Below are 23973 nucleotides of genomic sequence, written 5' to 3'. Positions count from 1 at the left end.
CGGTGTCACACCGGCACCGCATCACGGTCTTTAAGCCAACCATAATGTGACCATAATAATAAACTTGCCGCGCTACGGTAGGGCGACCAAGGCTCAGTTAATAGTTTAAGCTGTTTTGGCGTTGGCCTTGCTTCCAACTGCAACAAATCCATAGCGCCTACCTTAATGGCCAAATCATCCACAGCCAACACATCGGCTCTACCTAAGCTAAACAGCAAATACATCTCTGCGGTCCAGTTACCAATACCCGTCACCGCGGTTAAGCTTTTAATGACTTCCCTATCCGGCAAATGTTGTAACGCCTCAAAATCAATATTGTGCTCAACTAAGGAGCGCAGATAACGAATCTTTTGGCGCGATAATCCTTGCTCACGCAGTGCCTCATCCTCCACATGCATGATGACATCGGGGCTTATTAATCCTGCTGTCTCAAGCCTATTCCAAATACTAGTGGCCGCCGCAACTGACAGCTGTTGACCCACCATGGCACGCATCAGTTGCTCAAATCCTCCAGGATTACGCCTTAAGTCTGGTACACCCACTTGCTGATAGACCTTTTCAAATCGGGGCTCTACTGTTATTAGCGCTTGAATATCAGACTGTAATTGAGTGGGAGTCTCAAGTGTCCGAATCGGCTGATTTTTCATACTGTCACTGCTGTGTTATTTGACCCATTAAAGAATATATTTAATATTTAATATTGAACTAGGCTGAATTATTTGGTCTGTTTTAAGAAGACCACATCCTGGTAGTCATAGCCGCCTTCCATTAAAGTGCCTTTATATTTGACTGTGCTTAAAGCATAAGGCTTATTGGGCACTTTATAGACCACATTATCGGCAGTAAGACACACTGAATAAGCGGTGGCACTATGAACTGGACTAGAGTACTTAGCCTCATCAGCATTTAATTTATAGTTAAACTGATACTCGGTTCCCTGACCTATCTCGCCTAGCCAAGACTGTAGATTGCTCTTTTTTTGTTGACGTAACGACTCTACTTGGACCGTAACTTGAGTATAGGTAGGCTTGAGCGTAACCACTCTATTTTTAATCTGCTTTAGCTCCTTGCTAAAACGACCATTACTGTCCTCAAACTCATCGTACTTTTTGGTCTTAGGATTTATATACAGTGAGCGGACTTCAACCAACTTTTCAGGGTTTTTGCTAGACAAATCATAATAATAAAGCTGAGGTAAGCGGCCACGTCCATCGTCATAGTGACGTAAGACAAACACTTTTTGCTCCGCTTTATCGTAGCCCAATATTTCAATTCGCTGACCCCCACCCACTGTAGCCAAAGCAGAGACAGATAACGCCATAACACTTGTCAATACAGCCGCTCTAGCCAGACTTTTATTAATGCTATAAACGGTATTCATAATGCTCTCCTTTCATCCCTTAACTCAAGATAAATAGCCCTGTAGCTGTTTACCCTATCCACTTACCCTATCAATCCAACCATACCTTGCCAACCCACCCTTAACCCTAGAACGGTCAAAATAACAAGCACCAACTGTCGAAATCTGGCCTGAGATAGGTATTGACGCAAGCGGATACCAATCATTAAGCTGGCTAGCGAAACCGTGGTCAATAAACCAATAAGTAACCAGTCTGCTTTAGGTAAGGCCATCAATGAGTCACGTAATACGATAATTTGAGCGACCTTCCCCAATAAGTAACACATATTACCTACTTTAGCGATGGTATTTTTATCATCACTACTGCCTAGCAAATACATCAGCAATATGGTTGACATGGCATTGGTAGACCCGCCTATTATGCCTGCAATAAGGCCGGTAACAATCAATACTGGGGTCGTGGCAGGTAGAATTATCCTTTTACCCAAAGCATTACTAATGACATAAAAGGCAATCACTGCCGCAAGTAACACTAAGATATAACTGCTGTCCACCCATAATAGCAATTTAACGCCAAGTAAGCTGCCCAGTAGACTCATTAATGCCAGCAGCCAATAATGCTTCAGATAATAGCAAAAATTCTCAGCAATACTACGCCCGCCCCCGATAAGCCAAGTCATCAGGTTGAGCACTAACGAAGGAAAGATAATTAGGATAATGGCGTGCTGCAAAGAATACATGCTCGCCAAAGCTGTGGTAGAAACCAGCGTCACTCCAATACCACTGATTCCATGTAGCAAAGAGGCAACGGTAAAAATGAAGGTTAATAATAGGTTTTCGGAGTTGAACATTTGATATCCACTGGCTATAAACTAAAGGTCAACTCATCTGATTAGAGGTTAACGTTTGGCGAACCCTTGCTTGTTTAGGTAGTCCATCACATGCGGACGTACTGGGGCTCCGAACACCTTTTTAACTTGATCCTTCCAATCCGGATGCGTCCCTTCCCCACGCTGCTCTACATAGTAGTCGACAACAGCTTGGTTAAAATCTTCAATCTGTGCTTCAGTCGCTGGCTGATACTGATTTTCAGACACTAAAACAGACAGTGGTAAACGCGGTTTGGTAGTGTCATTTTTGGGCGAATCACTAGGGTGTCCTAAGCACATCCCAAATAGCGGCACCACATGTTTTGGTGCCTTGATAACCTCACCTGCCCGCTCAATATCATTACGCATACTACCGATATAGACGCCACCTAAGCCCAATGATTCTGCGGCAGCCAATACGTTTTGAGCATATAAAGCCACATCCACTGCAGCAATGATTAATACCTCAATCCAATCAAGCTGAGCTGCTGGCTCTATTTGACTGTGCCGATGAGTGTCCATACAGAACACCAAATACTCAGGGGCTTCTAAAACATAAGGATGAGCCAGTTTTTTGCCCTCTGCAATCGCTTCATTGTACTGCTCTTCACTCATGCCATTTGAGATTTGATGGAACTTAATTCGCTGCTGGCGATCAGTAATACGCACCACACTCACTGACTGCATGTAATTAGAAGTTGACACTGCACGTCCTGCTTCCAAAACAGCTTCAAGCATTTCTACACTAATAGGCTCATCGGTGTAATCTCGGACGGAGCGGTGCTCTAGCATGGTCTTAATGGTAGCATTGGTGACCTGACTGATTTCAGCTTGAGTCTCTTTGGTTAATTTAGTCATATACGACCCTTTAGTTTACTCGTTTTACATCCGTTAAATAGCTTTCATTTAAATAGCTTTTAGCTAAATAGTCTGGCCAATAAGGGCCACCAATTTACGGGCAATTTCATCCTTACTGGCCTTGTCTAGTGCCTCAGGCTCCTGCTGATACTTGTCGGCGAAAAATACAGTCATCGCGTTTTCATCACTGGCAAAACCAATGTCTTTGCGTGACACGTCATTACAAGCGATCATGTCTAAGTCTTTCGAAGCTAACTTCCCTCGAGCATATTTTTCAACATCTTGGGTTTCAGCTGCAAAGCCCACAACGAACATATCTGGATAAGTGTGTGAAATGGTGGCCAAAATATCGGGGTTTTTCACCAAATCCAAAGTCATCTCATCTTGGGTCTTTTTAATCTTTTGTGGGGCGGCATCTCGGGTACGGTAGTCGGCGACGGCTGCGGTAGCAATAAAGATATCACAGCCTGCTTCCGCTGACTGACTGGCCGCTTGCAACATATCATTGGCAGATAATACATTAACGCGCTGTACGTCAAGCGGTGTGGTTAAATCGACCTTGCCTCCCGCAATCAACGTAACTTCCGCCCCTGCATCACGACAAGCGCGGGCCAAAGCAAAGCCCATTTTACCAGTTGAGTGATTGGATAAGAATCTTACAGGGTCTATGGCTTCTACTGTCGGCCCTGCAGTAATGGTTACTTTTTTACCAGTCAAACTCTGCGGAACCATTAACTTTGCTTTGAAGTTAAGCACTCGTCTTAACAAAATTTCTGGCTCTGGCAAGCGTCCTGCGCCTACATCACCACAAGCTTGGACCCCACTATCCGGCTCAATCATCTCATAACCCATATCGCTTAGGGTCTGTACATTTAACTGCACTGCAGGATGCGCCCACATTTGTTGGTTCATCGCCGGAGCGATCATGACTGGAGCGCTGGTTGCCAAACAGACGGTGGCCAACAAATCATCTGCCATGCCCATTGCCAATCGGGCTAAGGTATTAGCAGAGGCAGGCGTTATTAATACTAAATCAGCCCATTTAGCCAATTCAATATGGCCCATACCCGCTTCCGCTTCGGTATCGAGCAGCTCAGTATGCACCTCATTGCCGGTCAAGGCTTGAAGCGTTAACGGCGTAATAAATTGCTGTGCGCCTTGAGTCATAATTACTCGGACTTCAAAGCCTTCTTTAACCAATAAGCGGGCTAATAAAGCAGATTTGTAAGCAGCAATGCCACCAGTTATGGCAAGAATAACTTTGGTGATATTGGGGGCAACAGGTACAACTGGAGTAAATATTTGACTCATATCTGAGAACTACCTTAATGGATAATATGCAAAAAAATGAAGGCTATAGGCTATAAAGTGATGCGTAGTTTTGAAGCCTGCATTAAAAACGCTGAATAAAAAATGTGCTTATGGTAACAAGTTTCAATGTGTTGTGGATAGATTTAATACACCCATTTATAAAACATGTGCCCGGTATAACAACTATAAGGGCAAGTCTTTACGATACTGGACCACGTCCGTTTGACGGGCTAATTTATCATACAAGTAACGTGCGTTTTCATTATCCATATCGGTAACCCAATACACACGATTACAATTATGCACTTCAGCAAACTGATATACCTGTTCTATCAGCGCCCGCCCTATGCCCAAACCTCTAGCAGCACTATCCACATACAGGTCTTCAAGGTAGCAGCAATCTGTGGCATTCCAAGTGTTGGGGTGCAACACCACATGGGCAATACCAACGAGCTTAGCTCCATCAAATGCCCCAAACCCATAAATGGGGACATTACTGTCTAATATTCTTGACCAAGTAGCCTGAGTCACTTCTTCCGTCAATGACGTCTTATAAAAGCGTAAATAAGCTTGCCAGTACTTACACCAATCACCATAATCCGCTTCAGTGAGAGGCTTAACAGTTACTTCATTAGTTTTCATATAGAATAAATCCAAGTTATTAAGTGAGTATAAGAAGCGATAGCCATCCAGTAATAGCATCCAGTAACTGCCTAAATTTATAGCCTATGCTTCAATACAAATAATAGTTATTATTAAATAATAGATAAGATAAACTAAATTATTTCTATCTAAAAAAAGTATAATGCCACATATATCTTTACCAATTTTAACGCATTGATTAGATAAATACTGACTTATGATAGCCACCCAACAACACCCGTATTATTTCTATCTTGCTCTACTCGACTACAGGCTTAAATAATGGCAATAAAAGACTGGCACGAAGATAATCGACCAAGAGAAAAGCTGCTTAATCATGGTCCTGAACATTTAACGGATGCTGAAATATTGGCCATATTTCTACGGACCGGAACCAAAGACCAGTCAGCACTTGAGCTTGCCCGCAGTCTGATTACTCACTTTGGTAGCATCGCTGAATTATTAGCAGCACCAAAACAGTCCGTATTGGCCTGCCACGGTATCGGCCCATCAAAATATGCCCAACTCTTGGCTAGCTTAGAGATGGGCAAACGTTATTTGAGCAGTGAACTAAAAACGGGTAATAACCTCAATCGATCACAGGTGGTGAAAGACTATATCACCACCCAGCTACGCCGTGAGACCAAAGAAGTGTTTGCAGTACTTTGCCTAGACAATGGCTTAAATTTGTTAGACTTCAAAGTGCTTTTTGTGGGCGGTTTTACTTCTTGCTCAGTCTGTATTAAGCAAGTGCTACGCCATGGTCTGCAGCAAGGGGCCAGCCAGCTCATAGTGGCGCACAACCATCCCAATCAAAACGCCACCCCTTCCGCCGCAGATATTCATTTAACCGAAACCTTAAAGCAAGCCTGCCAAGCCATCGACTTAAGTTTGATTGACCATATAATAGTCGGACGCAATGACACCCTTTCTTTTGCAGAATCTGGCACTGCTCCCTTTTAATTAGTGTCAGTTATATTGACTGACTTCCCCGCCCCTATTTAATGCCAAAGAGCTTTATTCATTAAAGCCTTTAAAATAAATACCTACGTAATTAACCAATTGTAAAGATTATAGTCTTGATTATCTGCTTTCACCTGCTTACTCTGTAACCTACTATAGATATAACTGCCTTATTTAGTGTCCTTTATTTTAGTGGCTTTTGTCCTGTGGATTATAGGTTAAGTTTAGTAAGCTTTTTATTTATTGCTAATCAAAGAGCTCTAGCCCTAAACTAAAGCAATTGTATTTATAAAGAAGTGCAAATAATAAAATATAAGCTTCTGATTTTAACTTTTCATTTATTTTAATTTTTTAGGGTGCAAACTATGACTACCTTAACCTTAGTTGGCTTTTTTATTCTCGCCATACTATTGCAGCTGTTTGCTTTATTGTTGGTTTTTTTATATGGCTTAAGCCGTACTGTCGGTGCTGCACTACTAATCATTATTGCGGTTGTCGCTGGATTCATCGCACCCTGGTCACTTTTGCTCGGCGTCCCCTTAATTATAGGCAGTCTAGTGGTATTAATTACCCCTCTACGCAAGTCTATGATTAGTGATCCTGCCTATAAAATGTTAGCAGGCGCAATGCCTAGCATGAGTGATACTGAGCGTGAAGCACTAGACGCCGGTACCAGCTGGTGGGAAAAAGATTTGTTTATGGGAGCCCCAGACTGGGATAAATTCTCTAGCTACTCTCATCCGACTTTATCAGAAAAAGAGCAATCATTTATTGATAATGAAGTGGAGACGCTTTGTGCGATGTTAGATGAATGGCAAATTCATCATCATGATAAAGACTTATCACCCGAAGCTTGGCAATACATCAAAGACAACGGATTTTTGGGATTAATTATTCCTGAAAGCTATGGGGGTCGTGAGTTTAGCCCCTATGCTCAAAGCCGTATCATGAGTAAGATTGCGTCAAGAAGTTTAACCGCTGCTGTCAGCTGTATGGTACCAAACTCCCTAGGTCCAGGTGAGTTATTAATGCACTATGGTACTGAGGAACAAAAGCAGCGCTGGTTACCGGGCCTGGCTAATGGTACCGAAATTCCTTGCTTTGGTTTAACCGGTCCAGAAGCAGGTTCAGATGCTGGCGCTATTCCTGATACAGGGGTGGTCTGCTATGGCATGTATGAAGGCCGTAAAGTACTAGGCTTAAACATGAACTTCTCTAAGCGCTGGATTACTTTGGCACCCATTGCTACCGTCGTTGGCCTAGCGTTTAAACTTCATGACCCAGAAGGGTTATTGGGCGATAAAAATAAGACCGACTATGGCATCACTTGTGCCCTAATCCCTGCCAACTATGAAGGGGTTCATACCGGTGAGCGCCACAACCCTGGTTCACCTTTTATGAACGGAACGGTAGTGGGTAAAAACGTCTTTATCCCTCTAGACTTTATCATTGGTGGTATCGAAAAGGCTGGTAAAGGTTGGCGTATGCTAATGGAGTGTCTGGCTGTAGGTCGTGGTATCTCCTTACCTGCTCTATCTACTTCAGCTGGTGAAATGACTTATCTGACTGTGGGTGCTTTTGCCAAAGTACGTGAACAGTTCAAGATACCGGTTGGTAAGTTTGAAGGGGTACAAGAGTCCAGCAGTAATATTGCTAGCAGCACCTATATGTTAGAAGCTTTCCGTCACCTAGTGACTTGTGGTCTAGGTGAAGGCGGCACCCCTTCTGTGATGACCGCAATGGCCAAGTACTATGCCACAGAAACCATGCGCGACATAGTGAATGATGGCATGGATATTGTGGGGGGTCGGGCTATTCAGATGGGTCCCCGTAACTTCTTAGCCCTTCCTTATCAAGCCATTCCTGTCTCTATTACGGTAGAAGGGGCCAATATTCTGACCCGCTCTCTTATGATATTTGGTCAAGGAGCGATGCGCTGTCACCCTTATTTATTTGAAGAATTACAACTGCTACAAAGCGAAGATAAAAAAGAAGCCAAGAATAATTTTGATGAAATGTTCTTCAAACATCTGGGCTATACCTTTAACAGAGGGGCTAGATCGTTTGTGGCTGGGTATTTTGGAGGCAGTGGCAAAGCACCAAGTTTCGCTGATAGTTTTACCCGTCCTTACTACAAAAAGATTAACCGCTTAAGTGCCAACTTTGCGTTAACCGCAGATATGGCATTAGGTATCTTGGCTGGGGATTTGAAACGTCGAGAAATGCTGTCAGGGCGCTTGGCTGACATCCACGCTCACTTGTTTATTATGACCGCAATTTTAAGATTTTATGCCCAAGGCAGCCAATCTGAATCTGAGCGTTTACATGCTCGTTTGGCATTAGAGAAATCTTTGTATTTGATTCAAGAAGCCTTCTTTGAAATCTATGATAACTTCCCTAACCGTATGGCAGCAGGTCTAGTGAAACTGGTCTGTTTCCCAGGCGGTGACTTTACTGAGAAGCCTAGTGATGAGCTAAAACGTCAAGTGGGTGATTTAATCATGGCTGACGGTAAGGACAACCCCTTCCGTGAACAGTTGAAGTCAATGGTGTACTACACGACTGATCCTGAAGACAATACTGGCCGTATGGAAAACGCTTATCAAATGCTACTACAAGTTGAACCTTTATGGCAGAAGTTCAAAAAAGCTGAGCATAAAGGCAAGTTTGTAGGATTAACCTTTGAAGATCACGTGTTGACCGCTCTAAAAGATGGGGTAATTACTGAGGCTGAGTCAGAACAGCTTATTGAGTACAATGCGGTCCGCTTTGATTCGCTACTAACCGATGTGTTTGATGAACATTTGATTCATGCTCTACCTCGCGAGAATCCACATACTCTAGAAAATGCAGTCGGTAACTTAACTCCTTATGTAATTGAGGCGATTGAGAACCCTTCTACTGCTTCAACCAAAGAGCAATCCGATTTAGCAGAAGATACTGGGGATAGTAATAGCGCCCATGGTTATCAACCAGAGGGGGATGTGAAGACCGCCTCTGAGCAGCAAACTGTAGATGAGCAGGTTGACCAAGCGGATTTCGATGAAGCTCATAAGGACGACCCTCGTGTTCGTGATGCTGAGCTAACCTTAGAACAACGTATGGCTCAAAATCATGCTGATAAGCATCGCCACAATAAATAACTGGCAGATGAGTTAAGACTACAAAAAAAGACCGTCCCTTATGGCACGGTCTTTTTTATTAATCATTAGTTTCATTATTGCGAGCCACTCTGGCCCAATTTAACTTTCATATTAGACGTCATGATATTAAAAATTAGAGTAATTGCTACCTATGCCAACCCCTTCTTTTAATCCAAAAAAACCGTCTCAGCCCAATAGTTTTGTCAGTCTTTTTAAACGATTACTAAAAATCACTTTGGTATTGGTGGTAGGCTATCTGGCCTATATTTATTCTGCCGATATTCGTCAAGAATTGACGCGATATGTCTCCAACTCTATGAGATATAGTAAGCTTATGCAGCAAGCGCCGCCTGAGCCCAATAGTTTGCCTAGCCCCATTAAAGAGGCTCACCTAACCGATACTTGGGGAGCGGCTAGAAGCGGCGGCCGCAGTCACGAAGGGATAGATATTTTTGCTGCACGCCATACGCCCATTTATAGCACCACCCCAGGTATAGTCCGCAAAGTAGGTAACAATCAGTTGGGAGGCAATGTGGTTATGATACTGGGACCAGGCGGATTTAGTCACTATTATGCTCATCTGCAAGACTTTGCGAATATTCAGCCCGGAGACTGGGTCGAGACTGGCGATATCATTGGTTATGTGGGTGACAGCGGAAATGCCAAAGGCACCCCACCTCACGTACACTATGGAGTTTACACTCCGTCCGGCGCCGTTAACCCCTTCCCGTTACTGGCAAAATAATCCGCTAAAGTCGACTGTTATTTATTTTCATCTTCAGCCACAGGCGGTGCTTCACGCCCTAAAGTAGATAAATAAGCAATAATATCCTGTCTATCTTCAGCACTGGGTACGGGATCAGACAGCATTCTGGTGTCTGCCAGCACTGCTTCTGGATCCTCAATATAAGAGTCTAAGGTATCGGCATCCCATACCCAGTTTGCCTGCTCCATGGCTTCACTATATTTATAATCCTTCAGCTGTGCAGAGGGAGCCATATATACCCCAACCAATTGCGGTCCTTTTTTATTACTGCCAGGTCTTAAAGTGTGGCATTGACTACACAGCTCTTCATATAACTTCTCTCCATTTCTGGCATCACCCGATTCATATACCGGAGCCGTAACCTGCGCTCGGTGATCAGGCGGAGTGGGTGTACAACCACTACTCAACACTGCCATAAACGATATCAACAGTAGCCCACTTAATCTTTTGCCAAAAGAGGTAGCCACTAAGCTTGGAGCATTCATCTTTGCACCCTTAAAATTCAACATTCTCAACTCACTTTTATAGGTAGGGATTATGACTCTAAGTAAATTATTATTATAAATAATAAATATTAGGCACTAGATAGTAGTATCAGCTATTAAAATGACTGATTAACTGGAATATCCAGTTAATGCTGATACAAGTCCACTGGGGTTTTAAAAGGTCTATTAGGTAACTCTTGCACCAGTTTTGGCACTAAATAGCCTGGAAGCTGCTCTAGCATTTTCCAGTACAGCTCAACCGCCTGCTGCTTGGCCATATCGAAATGGGCTGCGCCTTCTACTTTATCCAATAGGTGTAAATAATAAGGCAACACTCCTGCTTCAAAAAGCCGTTCATTAAGCGCAACTTGGACAGCCACAGTATCATTTATGCCTGCCAGCAATACGGTTTGATTCAGTAAAGTAATGCCTTTTTGTTTCGCTTGCAGTAAGTACTGAGCGGTATTTTCATCTATCTCATTGGCATGATTGGTATGGACCACCATGACAATGCGGCAGCGACTGGCCTCTAAACGCGATAAAAGCTCTGAATCTAATCTTTCTGGAATGACAATAGGCAAACGAGTATGAATACGAATGGTGCTAATTTGAGGCAAAGCCTCTAAGGCTTCTAACCATAAAAATAGACGTCGATTTGAGACACTCAAGGGGTCTCCACCACTAAGTAGCACCTCACGAATTTCAGGATGCTGACTAATATACGCTTGAATAGCCTCCAGTTGTTCTGACTTAGGCAAATTAGCTTGATAATCAAAGTGTTGTCTAAAGCAATAACGACAATGAATAGCACAAGCACCAGTAACGGTCACTAGGGCACGAGAATGATATTTATGCAGTAAACCTTGAGTAGGATTTTGCTCATTTTCTGCTAAAGGGTCAGTCACATAGCCACTAACCTTGACTTGTTCAAGCTTATTGGGTAAAACTTGAAGTAATAAAGGGTCGTGAGCATCGCCCTTTTTCATCTTGGCAACAAAACCTCTAGGCACCCTTAAACCAAAACCTTCAGGAACATACAGCTCAGACTTTAGGTGCGTTAATTCCAAAATAGCTAGCAACTGATCGATATCTGTAATAACATCTGCTACTTGTGTTTGCCAAGTTATAACCTCATTACTGTCCCTACCTTTAGAACCCTCCTCCGAGTTAATCTCAGATGAGCCAGTAACTATTGGTGTAATAGGGATTTGCCTGTTTTTTTGTTTGGGTAAATGGTTTATCATGGGACTCAACATATTTGATTTTTTGTCATTAATTTGAAATGTATCAGGAGCAATATTGTGGCAAGTTTTTCAACTAACGAATTTAAAGCCGGTCTAAAAGTTATGTTCGATGGCCATCCCTGTGCCATTATTGATAACGAATTTGTTAAGCCAGGCAAGGGCCAGGCTTTTAACCGTGTCAAACTACGTAATTTGCGTACTGGTAAAGTATTAGAGCAAACCTTCAAATCGGGCGAAAGCTTGGAAGCGGCGGATGTTGTTGATACTGAAATGAACTACCTATATAACGACGGTGAGTTCTGGCATTTCATGCACCCTGAGACCTTTGAGCAATTACAAGCTGATGCTAATGCAATGGTCGATGCTAAGCAATGGTTAAAAGAAAATGGTAACGATTTATGTACCATCACTTTATTCAACGGTGTGCCCTTATCAGTAACTGCACCAAACTTTGTAGAACTTGAGATTGTCGAAACAGATCCAGGCGTACGTGGTGATACTTCAGGCGGTGGTGGTAAACCTGCTCGTCTAGAAACTGGGGCTGTGGTTCGTGTACCTTTATTCGTTCAGCAAAACGAAATCGTACGTGTTGATACACGTACTGGTGACTACCAAACTCGCGTAAGCCAGTAATTGTAGCCCACTAATCCCTTTTAAGGGGTTTTATGCTGCTAGCCAGTCTCAAAAGTTTTATTTGCCTTACTCTGAATCACTATTATACATTCAGTAGCGGTAGAATAAAGCTGGCGAGTCTGGCTATTTTTTTAGCCATTGAATATCCGCCTAATACCTCACCCACTTTTAGAAGTTACCTTTACTATGTCGTATCCGCTACTGCTCCTAATTCTAAGCCTAATTGTCATTGTGCCTACGGTGTTTATCATCAATGGGCGCTCAAAACAAAAGCTGTTGGGTAATAGTCAGCCTAGCCCCAAATATCTGGGCAATAGTAGCACGGCCAAAAATCAGCAGGCAGCCCAGGCTTCCGCAGAGCAGCTACAAATCGCTAATAATATCGACAAATATCGAAACCACCCTGCTCTACCCATTAGTTTTCGTCAATTGCTGGGCAAGATTCATAGTCAGTATCTGGTCCTAGTATCGGTAAAATTGGCCCCAGATCAGCGCTTTACTGTGGATAAGCTCGCCGGCTCTCGACTTGGCGAAATCCTTGAAGACTACCTAGCTTTAGACTCAGACTATGCTGAAAACACCATTATAGACAGCCAAAACAATTTAACTAGCCAAGACATTACCTATGGCCAACTCACCTCGATGCTTGAGTTTATGCAGCGGGTTCAAAGTGATGGGCAACAGCAGGTAGCTAGCAATATCCTAGCCAACCGTAGCTATTTGCAATCGGTGTATGGTGAGTTTCACCCTGAAGCACAGAATAGTAATAGCTTACATAATCTAAAAGCCCCTGATATAGAGCTTAGTGAGCTTCAGCAGCTGCCCACCTCAGATTTATTAATGGAGCGCGGTCGCAGCTACCTAGCAGATTGTGACTTAATCGCCCCTAGTGAATCATCTTTGGCAGACAATGCGGATTACTTTGGTACAGAGCTACTGATGCAATTGGGGCAGCTGACCTTCTCTGCAGAAAACACCATAGCCTATACTGAAGCTTTGTTAGCCAGTGAGATAAATCTATCTGCCTTTGATCAGATATTAACTAAAGCCTTACCTGGCCTATTGCGCAGTACTTTACAGAGCAATACTAATGATAAAAATGACCCCACGACTGTTATCTCTTCACACCAGCAAGCCTTGTTACAACAAAAAATTGCTCGAGTTCAGCAATTAATAGACGACTGTTTAAATCGATTAGAGAAAGCTGCAAGTCAACAGTATCAAAGCGGAACCATCTCGGCAGATACCCTTCAGTCTGTCAATAGCACCGTAAAGAGTAAATTGTCTCAAGCGCAGTACTTGTTAGACAGTGGTTTTTTTCAAATTATAAGGTCTTAGTAAGTGGCTATTTTTTAAGCGACACACTTTTAAACCACATAGTTTTAGGCCACATGTTTTTAGATTACGTATTGTTTATTACAGGGGCTACTTATGGCTTTTTATCAAACCACCCTCACCCTTCCTGCTTATGCTCGTGGCGTTCATATAATCACCCCTCATATTCAGAAAGCGCTTAATGAGCTTTTGCCTCAAGGCGCTAAAGCGGGCATGGTAAATTTATTTTTACAACACACTTCCGCCAGCTTAACCCTAAATGAGAATGCGGACCCTGATGTTCGCCTAGATACAGAAGACTGGTTAAATCAAATTGCCCCTGCGGATCAGCCCCAATATCGTCATACTTTGGAGGGATCGGATGATCTGCCGGCACATTTTAAAAGTATGATGCTCGGTGTTAGCCTTAATATCCCTTTGATCAATGGTCAGCTCGGATTGGGCACTTGGCAAGGCGTCTATTTATGTGAGCACCGCAATCACGCGAGCGGTCGCCGTTTGGTAATAACCGTCAACTTTTAATTAACTAAAAATATAGCCAAACAAGCTTACAGCCTACCACTCAGATAGAAATAACTAAATAACTCATACACATCTTAAACTGGGTTAATTGTGTACAGCTCTAGGCTGTGGTTAACTTTAGGAGCACTTATAAAGTTATCCCTAATAAGCAAAGAACTATCAATACGAAGAAATATGAATAAAATTTTTGGTATCAAAGCTTATTTTGTTTTATAAATTTTCTAGTTTTATAAAGAGGTAAAGTATGGCTCGCTCATTGTCTAGTAACACTCACCCAAAGCTGCTGTTATCTGGCCTTCTGCTTGGAGGACTAATGGGTTTAACGGCCTGCCAACCCTCGAGCGATGCTCAGGATGAGGCCAATAATCAGGCCACTGAAGCCTCAAACTCTGCTGAAACTTCCCAGTCTGCTGGCTTAAGTAACGACCCTAATAACACTCAATCGGTAGAAATAATAGATCAGCAAACCCCAGAAACAGAAGCTGAGCTTAATGAGACCGACTCTGTGCAGCCATCTGAGCTTGAAGAAGCCACACAGACAGAGTCCTCAACAAATACTGTGGAGGCAAGCCCCTCAAAAGGTGTGCCCCCTGCTTCAGAAATTCAGGTGACAGATGTTGAATACCAAGACAGCAAGGGACGAAGTATCCATGTGACTTTCCAAACCTCTGCTACGGCTACCTTACAAGCAGATTTAAGACTGCCCTCTGGTAAGCGTGTGTTACTGACAGCCCCCACTGGACAAGGCAATAATCCTACTTACCGTTCCACAGATGGCTCTATTGAATTGGTCACTCATGGCGGCGGCTCTAGCATTGATTTATTTTATGAGAATCAAAGGGCTAAATTTGATGCGGTTAACACAGAGTCTGAAATCCTTAAGCCGCAGTAGCTTAAAGCTTAAGTACAGCAGTCAAAGCCTATTGGTTGGTTAAGAAATTAGGGGTTAAAACTGAGGCTTCAAGCTAGGTATTGCTCGCAAATAGTCCTATAAACCAAACCCCTAAGGTCCAGACGGCTACCGCCAATAACACCAATACAATAAGGCCTAAAATATCCGGCACATGTAAGTAAAACCAAGATACTATTGGGTTTTGCCAAAATTTTGACTGCTGCTGCTTTTTTTGTAGAGATTCGTGCATAAAAGGACGGTCAATATGGGCCGCCTCTTGTATCCCATACTCTACTTGCATATGCTCCCGCACAATCTCCAAGGTCTTACGACTGGGCCGCAAAAAGATATCCATAACCGGGCCTGCAACCGGCACCACGCCTACGACTAGGTCAATTAAGGCCAGTCTAACCGCAGGCGTTAGTTTTTTGGCAGGTACTCCTAACTTTCTCCCTAACATAAAGGCATAGCTGGTTAGTAATAACCCTGCCACATCACCGGCAACAGGTATCGTAGATAAAGCAGCATCTGCTCCCACCCCTTGCTTGGTAAAGGGAATACGCACCAGAGAATCCATAGCATTGGCGAATTTGGCCAAACTGCGTTCCATTTCGATTACTTGTTGTCGAGTGAGCCCCTCTTTTATGAGGTTTTGTTCAAACTTCTGTTTGGCTTCTAGCGAAGTGTGGCTGTTTCTGGTTAAAGCAGTTTTGAAAGGTTTCGCCATGAGCGTATCTCATAAATAGAAAAATTAAGTTAGGCCGTTAAACTCTATCCAAAAACAGCTTAAAGCCACCACTAAAAACACATAGCGTCCTACCCAGACATTGGCCAAAAAAGCTTTGAAACAAGCCATAGGCACCCGAGTAGCACAGGCCCTATTTTGCTGAGCAAATAAAATAGCAACTAGCCCCAAAGCATAAACAGGAATTAAACCTAGGCTGGTGTCTGAGAAATAGTGATAAAAGACTACCCCCATCAGTAATAAAAACGCCGTTTGTAGTAAAGAGATAATCAACACATCATAACGACCAAATAATATCGCTGTGGATTTAACCCCAATTTTTAGATCATCCTCACGGTCAGCCATGGCGTACTGAGTGTCATAAGCCACTGTCCAACACATATAAGCGATAAACAACAACCAGCACCAGATATCTGGATAGCCTTGCACCGCAACATACGCCATAGGAATGGCCCAGCCAAAGGCGGCAGCCAAAAACACCTGCGGTAAATGGGTATAACGCTTCATAAACGGATAAATAAAGGCCAATATTACCGCCCCTATGGACCAGTAAAAGACCTCTATCGGTAGCCAAAACAATAAGCTGGCACTAATCAGAGATAAGACTAAAAAGGCACCCATCGCCTCTTTTGCTGACAGCCTGCCCTCAGCTAAAGGACGCCCTTTAGTGCGACTAACTGATCCATCTACCTTTCTATCTGCAAAATCATTGATGGCACAGCCCGCTGCCCGCATCAGTATCGCCCCTAACGCAAAAATTAGCAGTACCGACCAAGAAGGCAACACCCTTGGCAATGCCGTTACCTGAGTAGGAGCCTTAATTAAAGCATCGCCAAAAGCAGCTAAGAACACCGCCCAAAGCGTGGGCCATAACAATAGCTCAATGCCCACAGGCTTATCGAAGCGGGTCAAGTGAATATAGGCTTGAAGTTTATTTTTAAAATTGGAGTGAGTCATAGCAAGTCAGCAAAGCTATCAGTTACACCGAAGCGATCCGGTTTGTTAAAAAGGTTCATTAAAAGGGTTGGTCAAAAAAACAATAAATCGGGAGCGATAGCAAAGTTAAGCTCCCTAAAAAACAGTGCTTTTAATAAAGTTCAGTCTGCGGTTAAAAGTTCGACCAGCTGTGAAGGTGTATCCACCTGATAGGTTGGGGACTCTGTGCTAAGTACTTCGGCATTAGCAGCCCCATAATTCACAGCAATAGAGGTCATGTTTAACTGGTTTGCCATTCGTATGTCATGGATACTGTCGCCCACAAAGACTGCATCGGCCACCTGATACCCTGTCTCTTGTAGGATATCTCGTAGCATCTGTGGATTTGGTTTAGAGCCAGACTCATCTGCACAGCGGCTACTGACAAAATAATGACGGCTTTGTGAATAATCCATGACCCGATCAAGCCCTGCTCGCTTTTTACCGGTCGCTACTGCCAGCAGTTTCTGCTGTGCTCTGAGCTGCTGCAACATCGCCTCAATGCCCTCAAAAAACTGAGAGTGTGGCTGATTGGGCAAAGTGCTGGCATGAATATAATAGTCGGCATAGCTTTGCTGTATCGCTAAGTGCTGCTCTGCAGTGGCCTGGGGATACAAAGTCTGTATCCCGCGAAGAAGGCTCAAGCCAATGATAGACTTTACCTCTTCATCATTGGTGTAAAAACCATTGGCCTCGCCAGCAATGTGCATAGACTCCACAATTAAGCCTATCGAGTCCATTAAAGTGCCATCCCAATCGAAGATGATCAGCGACTTTTGCTTTAAGTTATGCCCAACATTAGCGGCAATTTCACTCATAGTATTCTCATTCTTCAACAACTAGGCTTAATCTAACTTAAAATCTGCAGGCAATAGCGACTGCATATCTTCAGGAAGTGGCGCTTTGATCTCTTCATAGTCAGGCACATCTAGTTTCCAGGCATGCAAACACAGGCGGCGCACATCAGATTTATCGTTAATATGATACTTATCGTCTCCTAAAATAGGGTGACCTAAGTAAGCCAAGTGAACGCGAATTTGATGGGTACGACCCGTATGTGGCATGGCTTCTATTAAGCTAATAGGCTCACCATTGATTTCAAAACGGGCCAATACTTTACAGCTTGTTTGACTAGACTTAGCCTCTGGGTTGCCTTTGTCTACTTTCACTCGACGCTCACCACTGGCAAGGGTGTAACGTAATAAAGGCGCATCAATACTGATATCGTTTAAGGCCGGTTGCCCTTTGACGATACATAGATAATGCTTCTGGATAGTCTTTTCACGCAGACGCTCTTGCAGAGCTTTTAGGGTCGAGCGCTTCTTGGCAATCATCAGTAAACCTGAAGTGTCTTTATCAATACGGTGCACCAACTCTAAGTACTTTTTATTGGTAGCATCTCGCATGGCTTCAATAACCCCAAAGTCTATGCCACTACCACCATGTACTGCCATACCTGAAGGCTTATTAAGCACAATAAGTCCTTCATCTTCAAAGACCACACGCTCAAGTAAGCTTTTGGCAAAGCCTTCACTAATCACTGGTTTTTCACGGGTAGCCAATCTCACAGGAGCAATGCGTACCACATCACCGCGCTCAAGGTTGTCATAAGGCTTACAGCGCTTATTATTGATACGCACTTCATCGGAGCGAATCATTTTATAAATATGAGCACGTGGCATGCCTTTTAGGCGCGCTAATAGGAAATTATCTACCCTTTGGCCATGCTGATTACGGGTCACTTCTAGGTGATTAACTTGACCAAAGTCTTTAATATCTTCATCAGCACTTTGGGGGCGCGACTTAGTTGAATGACGTTTTACCTGAGAGGCTTCAACGCCCACACTGGCCATTAGGCCCTCTAGGTCTTGCTCTATTTTTGGATTTTTATGGTTCATTTTTTCTGCAGTTTTCTCGTAATTTCGATTTGATTTTGACATATTTTGTTAGGTGTTTGGCAAAAGATTTGGTATAGTCTAACACGTTGACTTTGTGTCTCGTGTATTGTTATCAATAAAGGCCTATTTTTAGGGCTCTTTTATAATTTCACTCGATGACACCATTATTTGATCTGTAGTTGCAACAGCTTACCTGTATAGCAATGAGCATCTTGTCATGTATTCTGTAAAGAGTATAAAGTCAGCCCACAACGTTATTTTTATAAACAATGATTTTGGGTAAGTGGTTTAGAAGCTTACAACTTCCTTTTGCCGACTTGGCACCACACCCCATGTAAATTTAACATGTACACAATGCTCTAATACCTTAGAAATATAACAGCTTTGGCCAAAAGCCACTGCTAGTTAATAAAAGCCCAGTGCTCTAACGTAGCCGCTAGTCAGGCCGTGTAAACTTACAACTTACTCGGAACAATTCTAAGCTACCCCTTAGACCCGCTGGTAATAAGCATGAATATTTAAGACCAAATTCTGCCAATTGACGGTCAAATAACTGTAATGAAACACTTAATAGATTTTGCTTTTTGTCATGATGAAAAAGCCGTTATTTGCCAAGTACGCCCCGTCAAATTGAGCTATAAATTGATAATGAGATAAAACTTTAGGATTTTTAAATTTAATTGATTAAGTTTATATAATTAAGACAGACGATCTTTCTGGTCACTGACCCGTTGCTAATGACAATATAAGTTAGTAAGTCACACCAGTATGACATAAGGATGACCTTACACCTCTCCTTATCAGCATTAAATAGTTCAGCTCGGAACGCCTTAATTATGACTATTTTCAACCTTAAGCATTAACGTGGTAAGACAGTTTCTAGTTAACTGAAGCTGAAAAAGCAGCAAATACTGAATACAGACATCCAGTAATGATTGTGCCTTTCAAGAGCCCTTTAGCTTTAATATATCTTGAAAGCTCATCACAAGCTGCCAACTTAATGACAGCCAGAGGCTCAAACTGACTGCTACCTGCCTAATGTTTATATAAATAACCTCTAAAAAAGTTTGCTTACAAGCTCTTATCCTTGGTCTGCTTACTCATAAAATACCGTTAGTTTTACTGTCTTATCAGAAAAATGCGTTATTGAAATAGAAGGCTTATATTTTAGCTCTCTTCATGCTCAAGCTTATCTTCTAAGTATCAGCCATTGTGTGTCATGACCTAACTAGGACACAGCAATGAAACGCATACTTATTAACGCCACCCACAACGAAGAAGTTCGTGTTGCTCTATGTAAAGGCAACCATCTTTATGACTTCGATCTTGAAAACCGCACCCGCGAACAGAAGAAAGCCAACATCTATAAAGGTCACGTTACCCGCGTAGAACCTTCTTTAGAAGCAGTCTTTGTTGAGTATGGCTCAAAACGCCAAGGCTTCTTACCTGTACGTGAAATCGCTAGCGAATACCTATCAGGTAACCCTCGCGAAGAGAATATCCGTAAGCTAATCAAAGAAGGCGATGAGCTTATCGTTCAAGTCGAAAAAGAAGAGCGCGGTAATAAAGGCGCCGCCCTATCGACTTATGTATCTTTGGCCGGTCGCTACTTAGTATTGATGCCAAACAACCCTAAAGGCGGCGGTATCTCACGTCAAATCTCAGGCAAGTTACGCGAAGACATGAAGCGTATGCTGGGTAATTTAGACCTACCAAAAGGCATGAGCGTTATCGTACGTACTGCCGGTATCGGCAAGACTCAGGAAGATTTACAGCACGATTTAAACCATCTGCTTAACATCTGGAATGCCATCCAAGATCAAAACAAAAAATACGCCTCCCCTCGCCTAGTGCATCAAGAAGCTGGTGTGGTAACTCGTGCTGTGCGCGACTACCTACGCGATGATATCGCTGAGATTTGGATTGATAATGAAGAAGCTTTCATTGAGGCTGAGACCTTTATAAAAGCAGTGATGCCAACTCAAATTGATAAGCTACGCAAATACACCGACTTTGAACCTATGTTTTCAAGCTTCAATGTTGAGCGCCAAATTGAGACTGCTTATCAGCGTGAAGTGCGCCTACCTTCTGGCGGATCAATTGTTATTGACCAAACAGAAGCTTTGGTCTCTATCGATATTAACTCGGCCAAATCTACCAAAGGTGCCGACGTTGCAGAAACTGCTTATCACACTAACTTAGAAGCAGCCGATGAGATTGCGCGTCAATTACGCCTACGTGATATGGGCGGCCTGATTGTTATCGACTTTATTGATATGAACGATAGCAAACATCAAAAGGATGTGGAAAAACGCTTGGTTGAAGCCACTAAATACGACCGTGCCCGTGTCCAATTTGGCGAAATTTCACGCTTTGGCTTAATGGAAATGAGCCGTCAACGTCTGCGTCCTTCTCTAGAAGAATCGACCGGTTATATCTGCCCACGTTGTCATGGCAATGGCATGATTCGTGACCTGCGCTCTTTGTCTCTGTCAATTATGCGTCAAATCGAACAGACTGCACTAAAAGAGCGTCATGGTGAGGTACAAGCCGAAGTACCTACCGATATTGCTGCATTTTTATTAAACGAAAAACGCGAAAGCTTAGTATACTTAGAGCAAGACAGTGGTACCCGTATCACTATTTTGCCTCATGCCCACCTTGAGTCACCTAACTTTAATCTACACTTTAACCATCACGGCTTTGCTCCAGCAAGCTATGAGCGTGTGACCGATACTCAGCAGCAAGAGACCAGTGGTCTTGGTTATGAAGTAGATTGGCAGACGGCTGAAGCAGAACGTCCAGAGCAGCAGCCTACTCGCCAGCCCCGCCAACCTAGTGCGGATCAGACGAAAAAAGTAGCCGGCAAGCCTACTGCAACTGAGCCAGTAGCTAGTCCCGCACAAGCGCCAGCCAGCCAACAACAAGCCCAAGTAGAACAGGCCAAACCTGCTGCTGTGGCTTGGTTATCTAACCTGTTTGCACCAACACCACAAGCGCAAATGTCAGCCACTGTGAGCAGTGCTGATGCCGCTCAAGCCATTGAAGCTATCGTCAATACCGGTGCTCAAAGCCGTGGCGCTTTTGGTCAAGTAAGCACAGCCCCTGTTACGGCGGCTCCACAATCTGCCGCTGTGGTAACAGAACCTGCGCCGCAGACTGGGACAGAAAGTCAAGAAGACAACGACAGCGAAAGTGATAATGACAAAGATCGTCGTCGTTCACGCAACAATAGAAATCGTAACAAATATGACAAGCGCGCTAAGTCAGAGAGCCGTCGTCGCCATCCTGAAAAAGAGGAGCAAAAGTCGACTCAGCAGACAGAAAAATCGGGTGCCCAGACATCTGCCCCAAGTCAGTCCAATGACACAAGTGCTAAAGAGTTGCCAAAACGTGAGCCTAATAGCAGACGTGAGTCACGAGGTCCAATTGAGCGTGGTGAGACCAAACAGCCACACAGCAAATCTTCTAGCAGCAGCCAAGATCAGCGCGCTAAGCATGAAGATAAAAACAAAGGCGCTGATAAGAACGGTGCCCGTACTCAAAGTGAGCGTCAAGTAGATCCTAATGAAGTGAACTTAAGAGTGACCGAAGCGGAAGTAACGCTGAAGAAGCCAGAAGTGGTTCATATCTCATTGGATGATACAAAAGCCGAGCAAACTAATGAAGCCAAGTTTGAAAAGTCTGATAAACCAGATGCCACAGCTTCTGCTAAATCGGACGACAAACCTGCTGCTAAAGCACAACCAAAAACGACTACTGCAGAAAAAAATGTAGAGAAAGCGCTTAAAGCTGAATCAGAGCACCAAAAATCTGAGCAGACTGAAGCGCAGCCGACCCAAGCTGAAGAGCAAAAGCCTGCTAAGTCAGAAGGCACTGAAAAAGCAGCTGAAGCGAAACAGGCCGATGATACCGCGGCTGCTAAAGCTGAAAAATTGGCCGAAGAACCGGCAAAAGAGAAAGTTGAAACGGCTAAGCCAAAAACCAAACCAGTCGCAACGAAACCCGCTCAAGAAAATGAGCCTGAAAGCGACAATGGTAGCTTAAGCTTCGACACAAGTGAGTTGTTTGCGGATCGTTATGTGGCCGCGCAGAAGTTTGGTCAAGCCAGCAATGACCCTCGCTTAATCAAAGCTTCTTTAATGAAGCAAAGTGAAGAAGTGGCTGACACTGAGCAGCCTCAAGCGACACCAGCAGCAGTCATTACTGGTACCGTTGGTCAGTTTATTCATACTCATCTGGCTCAGCCCAGCATGCGTTTGGCCAAAGATGGGGTTATTACCTGTTTCTTAGCTGCTTTAAATGCACACAAAGAAACCTCAGGGAGTCACTCCAAGCCTGCTGCTAAGCGTAAGTCAGCTAAGAAAAACAATGCTAATGCGGCACAAGCCTTTAGCTTTGTAAACTATGGCTATCAGTCATTGTCTCCTAGCTATTTAGAGCGCTTTGCTCAGATGACCTCTGCTGTGGCTGCTCATAATGTTGAGCAAGGCAAGACAGAGGTTGAGCCAAGCCCTATTGGGGCCAGAGCGTCGAATGACCCCCGCGGTCAACACCCTGACTATACTGCACCGAAGGCTGATACCGCTCCTGATGTAGAGGCAGAAGAAGCTTCAATAGCTGAGGCTAAGCCTGCTACTACCGAAGCAGACCACGAGTCGACTACAGAAGCGAAAACTGCAGCAGAAGCAGTAAAGCAGACTGACAGCTCGACCTCTAAGGCATCAATGGCAAGCCTACTGACCCTAAATGTGGGTGGCTTTATTAACCAAGTGCTAGGACAAGAAGGCTTAGATATTATTCAGTCTGGTCACACAGAGGCGGCTTTTTTAAAAGCCATGAGTCAACCTTCAGATCAGCTGTTATCGGCGGCTCGAAGATTAACTTCTGGCACCCCTGAGCAGCAAGTCGCTCAGGGCTTAGAGCAACCTGCTGCAGCTTTGGTCAATGAACCCCAAGCCAATGAGGTGAGTGAAGAGAGCTCTGAGGTGTTGCAGGAAACTAAGTCTGAAACTCAAGAGAACGCAACGGGTGCTTCGAATAAGACCAGTATCGAGACTTATAAGAGCATGATTGAAAACATCTCTGAGCAGCTGCTACCCCAGACTGGTCTATTAAATCTGACCTCTCCTAAGGTGCCTAAAGCTCGTAGTCGTAAGACCAAAGAAGAGCCCAAAAAGCAGACTCAATCAGACAATAAGTCTAGCAATAACAATGACAGCCAATAGCGCGTCCAATAAGTAAACTTTAAGATATAAAAAAAGGCCACTTGTCATAAGTGGCCTTTTTTACGTCTTGGTTTTATGAATAAAGTTTGTATTTAATCAATGGT

20 protein-coding genes are annotated in these 23973 nt (G+C 43.6%); 8 read left to right on the top strand and 12 right to left on the bottom strand.

The features are described 5' to 3' along the window. Positions 1–5 precede the first annotated feature (5 nt). The 6 genes from B3S92_RS05375 to B3S92_RS05350 all read right to left on the bottom strand — a co-directional run bounded on the left by B3S92_RS05375 (position 6) and on the right by B3S92_RS05350 (position 5040). Positions 6–647, bottom strand: coding sequence for a DNA-3-methyladenine glycosylase family protein (locus B3S92_RS05375; RefSeq protein ID WP_296203524.1), 642 nt, complete (start codon positions 645–647; stop codon positions 6–8). 68 nt (positions 648–715) lie between these two features. Then, on the bottom strand, positions 716–1381 hold the full coding sequence (locus tag B3S92_RS05370; RefSeq protein WP_296203522.1) for an aminotransferase: 666 nt from the start codon (positions 1379–1381) through the stop codon (positions 716–718). Between the two features lie 62 nt (positions 1382–1443). Further along, positions 1444–2211, bottom strand: coding sequence for a sulfite exporter TauE/SafE family protein (locus B3S92_RS05365; RefSeq protein WP_296203519.1), 768 nt, complete (start codon positions 2209–2211; stop codon positions 1444–1446). 48 nt (positions 2212–2259) lie between these two features. Further along, positions 2260–3087: an oxygen-insensitive NADPH nitroreductase gene (gene nfsA, locus B3S92_RS05360; RefSeq protein WP_296203517.1), complete on the bottom strand. Its 828-nt coding sequence runs from the start codon at positions 3085–3087 to the stop codon at positions 2260–2262. Positions 3088–3150: 63 nt separating this feature from the next. Then, positions 3151–4398, bottom strand: a complete 1248-nt coding sequence (coaBC, locus tag B3S92_RS05355; protein WP_296203515.1) for a bifunctional phosphopantothenoylcysteine decarboxylase/phosphopantothenate--cysteine ligase CoaBC — start codon at positions 4396–4398, stop codon at positions 3151–3153. A gap of 183 nt (positions 4399–4581) precedes the next feature. After that, complete coding sequence (locus B3S92_RS05350) at positions 4582–5040, bottom strand: GNAT family N-acetyltransferase (RefSeq protein WP_296203512.1); 459 nt, start codon at positions 5038–5040, stop codon at positions 4582–4584. Positions 5041–5322: 282 nt separating this feature from the next. On the opposite strand from B3S92_RS05350, the gene radC reads away from it, so the two are divergent. The 3 genes from radC (at position 5323) to B3S92_RS05335 (ending at position 9891) form a co-directional block, all read left to right on the top strand. Then, a complete protein-coding gene (gene radC / locus B3S92_RS05345) occupies positions 5323–6003 on the top strand; it encodes a RadC family protein (RefSeq protein ID WP_296203510.1) in 681 nt (226 codons plus the stop codon). Between the two features lie 365 nt (positions 6004–6368). Beyond that, positions 6369–9146 (top strand): acyl-CoA dehydrogenase, encoded by a 2778-nt coding sequence (locus B3S92_RS05340; protein ID WP_296203507.1) that lies wholly within the window; start codon positions 6369–6371, stop codon positions 9144–9146. A gap of 151 nt (positions 9147–9297) precedes the next feature. Further along, positions 9298–9891 (top strand): M23 family metallopeptidase, encoded by a 594-nt coding sequence (locus tag B3S92_RS05335; RefSeq protein ID WP_296203506.1) that lies wholly within the window; start codon positions 9298–9300, stop codon positions 9889–9891. Between the two features lie 17 nt (positions 9892–9908). On the opposite strand, the gene B3S92_RS05330 is transcribed toward B3S92_RS05335, so the two are convergent. After that, the gene (locus B3S92_RS05330; protein ID WP_296203503.1) at positions 9909–10421 is read right to left on the bottom strand and encodes a c-type cytochrome; all 513 of its coding nucleotides are present in this window, start codon (positions 10419–10421) and stop codon (positions 9909–9911) included. 122 nt (positions 10422–10543) lie between these two features. After that, complete coding sequence (gene epmB / locus B3S92_RS05325) at positions 10544–11641, bottom strand: EF-P beta-lysylation protein EpmB (protein WP_296203502.1); 1098 nt, start codon at positions 11639–11641, stop codon at positions 10544–10546. A gap of 57 nt (positions 11642–11698) precedes the next feature. Between epmB and efp the strand changes: the two genes are divergently transcribed. From efp to B3S92_RS05305, 4 genes are all read left to right on the top strand, one after another. After that, complete coding sequence (efp, locus tag B3S92_RS05320) at positions 11699–12274, top strand: elongation factor P (protein ID WP_077447869.1); 576 nt, start codon at positions 11699–11701, stop codon at positions 12272–12274. A 186-nt stretch (positions 12275–12460) separates the two neighbouring features. Further along, a complete protein-coding gene (locus tag B3S92_RS05315) occupies positions 12461–13612 on the top strand; it encodes a hypothetical protein (RefSeq protein WP_296203498.1) in 1152 nt (383 codons plus the stop codon). A 93-nt stretch (positions 13613–13705) separates the two neighbouring features. Then, the gene (locus B3S92_RS05310) at positions 13706–14131 is read left to right on the top strand and encodes a secondary thiamine-phosphate synthase enzyme YjbQ (protein ID WP_296203496.1); all 426 of its coding nucleotides are present in this window, start codon (positions 13706–13708) and stop codon (positions 14129–14131) included. A gap of 244 nt (positions 14132–14375) precedes the next feature. Further along, positions 14376–15023: a hypothetical protein gene (locus tag B3S92_RS05305; RefSeq protein ID WP_296203493.1), complete on the top strand. Its 648-nt coding sequence runs from the start codon at positions 14376–14378 to the stop codon at positions 15021–15023. Between the two features lie 73 nt (positions 15024–15096). Here the strand turns inward: B3S92_RS05305 and B3S92_RS05300 are convergent, their stop codons facing one another. From B3S92_RS05300 to B3S92_RS05285, 4 genes are all read right to left on the bottom strand, one after another. Next, complete coding sequence (locus B3S92_RS05300) at positions 15097–15750, bottom strand: DUF4112 domain-containing protein (protein WP_414706996.1); 654 nt, start codon at positions 15748–15750, stop codon at positions 15097–15099. Positions 15751–15774: 24 nt separating this feature from the next. Beyond that, entirely contained in the window at positions 15775–16725 is a 951-nt protein-coding gene (ubiA, locus tag B3S92_RS05295) for a 4-hydroxybenzoate octaprenyltransferase (protein WP_296203489.1), read from the bottom strand. 140 nt (positions 16726–16865) lie between these two features. Beyond that, positions 16866–17561 carry an HAD-IA family hydrolase gene (locus tag B3S92_RS05290; protein WP_296203487.1) on the bottom strand — a complete coding sequence of 232 codons (696 nt, stop codon included), beginning with the start codon at positions 17559–17561 and terminating at the stop codon, positions 16866–16868. Between the two features lie 27 nt (positions 17562–17588). Next, the gene (locus tag B3S92_RS05285) at positions 17589–18683 is read right to left on the bottom strand and encodes an RluA family pseudouridine synthase (RefSeq protein ID WP_296203484.1); all 1095 of its coding nucleotides are present in this window, start codon (positions 18681–18683) and stop codon (positions 17589–17591) included. Positions 18684–19882: 1199 nt separating this feature from the next. Here B3S92_RS05285 and B3S92_RS05280 point away from each other — a divergent pair. Then, entirely contained in the window at positions 19883–23869 is a 3987-nt protein-coding gene (locus B3S92_RS05280) for an Rne/Rng family ribonuclease (RefSeq protein ID WP_296203482.1), read from the top strand. Positions 23870–23973 lie beyond the last annotated feature (104 nt).

It is taken from the genome of Psychrobacter sp. UBA3962, assembly GCF_002385225.1.
Lineage (GTDB): Bacteria > Pseudomonadota > Gammaproteobacteria > Pseudomonadales > Moraxellaceae > Psychrobacter.
This window is presented reverse-complemented; position numbering and strand designations above follow the sequence as displayed.